The 3,164-nt window shown below is 36.1% G+C and carries 3 protein-coding genes; all 3 read right to left on the reverse strand.

The genetic code is table 11. The annotated features are described in order from the left end of the window. Positions 1–261 precede the first annotated feature (261 nt). Positions 262–612 carry a hypothetical protein gene (locus tag P2W72_RS01785; protein WP_276359155.1) on the reverse strand — a complete coding sequence of 117 codons (351 nt, stop codon included), beginning with the start codon at positions 610–612 and terminating at the stop codon, positions 262–264. Between the two features lie 82 nt (positions 613–694). Then, positions 695–1,186: a DUF6252 family protein gene (locus P2W72_RS01790; RefSeq protein WP_276359156.1), complete on the reverse strand. Its 492-nt coding sequence runs from the start codon at positions 1,184–1,186 to the stop codon at positions 695–697. A gap of 358 nt (positions 1,187–1,544) precedes the next feature. After that, positions 1,545–2,624, reverse strand: a complete 1,080-nt coding sequence (locus P2W72_RS01795; protein WP_276359157.1) for a hypothetical protein — start codon at positions 2,622–2,624, stop codon at positions 1,545–1,547. Between the last annotated feature and the right edge of the window lie 540 nt (positions 2,625–3,164).

The following is a 3,164-nucleotide window of genomic DNA, read 5'->3' on the forward strand; positions in this document are numbered from 1 at the left end:
GTGCCTATATTTATGGCATTGCTCATATTGGCTCCGGCCGGCTGGGCAAATACCCTGAATATAGTAAATACAAAAACAGCAATTGTTGTAATCAACCTTGTAAAGTAAATTTGTTCCATATATTTAGGTTTAGCTTGTTAAAGCAGAATAATTTAGAAAGTATAGTGGTTTTTAACGGCGTGAAGCGACCAGACTGCATATAGTTTTTCTATACAGTTGATACAATCCGTTTTCTAATTAAAGTTTAAACTGTGTTTTTAACTATGTGCCGGAGGAAGGCTCATTTTTACGCCTTTCTGTGGTGGGAACTATTTTTTGCAGTTGCTGCTCTGTTAATATCTTCTTCAGTTTGCTATTTTTATCGTCTATTAACTGATCCAGTTTTACTCTAAGGGAATCGCCTGTCAGGCTTTTATCATTGATGGATGCTTTAGCTTTTTCCTTGTACTGATCAAGTATGAAAGCTACCTGTTGAGCTATACCTTCAGGAACAGCCAGACTCTTGCTTATGTACTTAATATGAGCTTGCTTTAAACTATCGGCCTGTTGCGAATAAGCATGAGCATTAAACAGGATTGTAAGAATAAAGGATATCAGGTAAGATCTCTTCATATTTATAAAATTAAAGTTCAAATATTATATAATTATTAGTTTAAATTATGAACCAACGAGGATAATAGAATTATTAAATACGTTATTTAACGGGTATATCAAACCTGCCTGAAGTAATAGAAACTGTTGCACCATCTGAGGATCTAAGTTTAAATGAAAAGGTACCGGAAATCACTTTATCATCATAACGTGTGATTGTAAGACTATTTGAAGGATCTGTTATATCTAATAAAAATGGGGCGGAATTATCATATAGAATATATCTGATAGCATCTTCAGTTGTAAATTGGTACTTGCCATTTTTAGGATATTTAAGTGTCAATTCTAAACGAGACTTTGAATTGACACCATATATTTCCAGTCCAAAAGAAGTCCAATATTTAGCTCCGGTTTTAGGAAGTTTAAAATCATCACTTTTGGCAACCCATACTTTTCCGTCAACTAAAAAGCCCATGGTGGATGCGCCGGTAGTTGTGGCAGGCGGCAGAGAATCCGCTACTCCTTCTTTTTCGCAGGAAAATCCTAATAAGCACACTATAGAAGCTATCGATAAAAAAATAACAAGGTTTTTCATTTTGATTATTAAGTTATTATAACAACTAAGTTACAGTTAAAATTCATCATTGTAGTTAGATTAATGCCATGTATAAAGTGTTTGTCATGAGTATTTTTATCTCTTTATTTAACCGGTATATCCAACCTGCCTGAAGTAATAGAAACTGTTGCACCATCTGAGGATCTAAGTTTAAATAAAAAGGTACCGGAAATCACTTTATCATCATAACGTGTGATTGTAAGACTATTTGTTCAACGCCTTCCTTAAAAAATACCAGTATTTCTTTTGAAGGGTCCCGCTGGGCAAAAGAACATAAAGCCTGAAGAAGGATCAAGAATGTAAGAGTATAGTTTTTCATGATACATAAGGTTTAAGATTATTGAGTTATTTTAAACTGATTATAAGTTAACTGCTTCTTGTTGCTGCCATCTGAATTCATGGTCCACAATACCCCCCTGCTTTCGTCAAGCCTTGTATAATCAAACCTGACATATACTATTCTACCATCCGGCGACCAGGAAAAGCCGGTTGTACCATCCGTTGTTAATTGCTTCATATTAGTACCATCACTGCTGATAGTCCATACTTGCACTCCATCGCCATTAGAACTACTTTGTGAGGTAAAAGCTATTTGTGCCCCATTCGCAGAATACTTTGGACACCTTTCAAAATTTGTATTAGTGGTTAATCTTAGGACATTATTTCCAGCTGAGTCCATTTTAAAAACTTCTGGATATGTTATATTAATATATCTTTGATGTACTATTGAGTAATTGTTACTCCAAGATGGCATTCTGGTTTCACCTTGATCAGGAGTAAACGCTATCCTTTTCTTTGAAAACCCATTTTTATCCATTTTCCAGATAAAATTTAGCCCAGTGGGACTATCTGCATTAGAGTCATATGCAATCCACTCTCCATCCGGACTCCAGGCAGGAAAGAAATTCCTTCCGCTGAAGGTTAGCTGTACTTTAGCTGTTTCATCAAACTTCTCCCCGTCAAAAGGCATTTTATAGATCTGCGTCCCTTGTACAAATGCTATCCATTTGCCATCCGGGCTCCAGGCAGGGTTTTGCAGTTTGTAAGGAAGTATTCTGCGTTTATTGGTACCATCAGCATTCACAAGCCAGAAGCCGGTAGAATCCGGATTGTAAATGTAAGCAGCCTGGCGGGGGCAATCATATCCATACGTATATTTGATCTCTTTTAGGGGTGTATGGTTAAAGCCGATAATATTTCCTGAAGGATGCCATACAGGATCTTCATAAGGAGAGGAGGGGACAAGATCAAAGCCGGGACAAGCGTCTTCATTTTGTGGCTTGCTTTTTTTACACGAACTAATGGTCGCACAAAAGATCAGCAAAGTAATAATGTATGGTAAATATTTCCTCATTTCATAAAGTTTAAATTCTACCTGAAAAGTTGGCTGGTGTTTCCCGCCTCCCTCTGCAGCCATGATCTATAGCCTGCCGTATAGCTCCTCAATCAGAATAAACAATTTATTTCCATATGGGCTCCAAACAGGTCCATAGTCAACAAGGCTAAAGTCAATTATCCCGGCGGGAAAGGCCGTTGTTTTTCACTATTCATATTTTTCTTACATGAGCCCAATAAAAGCCCGAACAAGCAGATGATTAGCAGAAAATGATTCCCCTTTAGCATATAGGTAGATATATTATAAGAGATAACCTTTTAATTAGTACGAAACAAAAACTAAAAACGTTACAACAGGCTTTTCTTCTTTAGAATCTTTGAAGAATCCCGCTGGGCAAAAGAACATAAAGCCTGAAGAAGGATCAAGAATGTAAGAGTATAGTTTTTCATGATACATCAGATTCAAGGGTTTAAGATTATTGAGTTATTTTAAACTGATTATTGTTACTGCCAAAGCAGTATTATTTTATTCGTTCAATTAAGAATTGTTTTGTTTCAACTTTCGGTAAAATCGGGTTTAACCTTCTTAAGAATTATTAAATCTATACGAAAGTTAAAGAGA

This window comes from Daejeonella sp. H1SJ63 (assembly GCF_029360775.1).
Classification (GTDB): Bacteria; Bacteroidota; Bacteroidia; order Sphingobacteriales; family Sphingobacteriaceae; genus Daejeonella.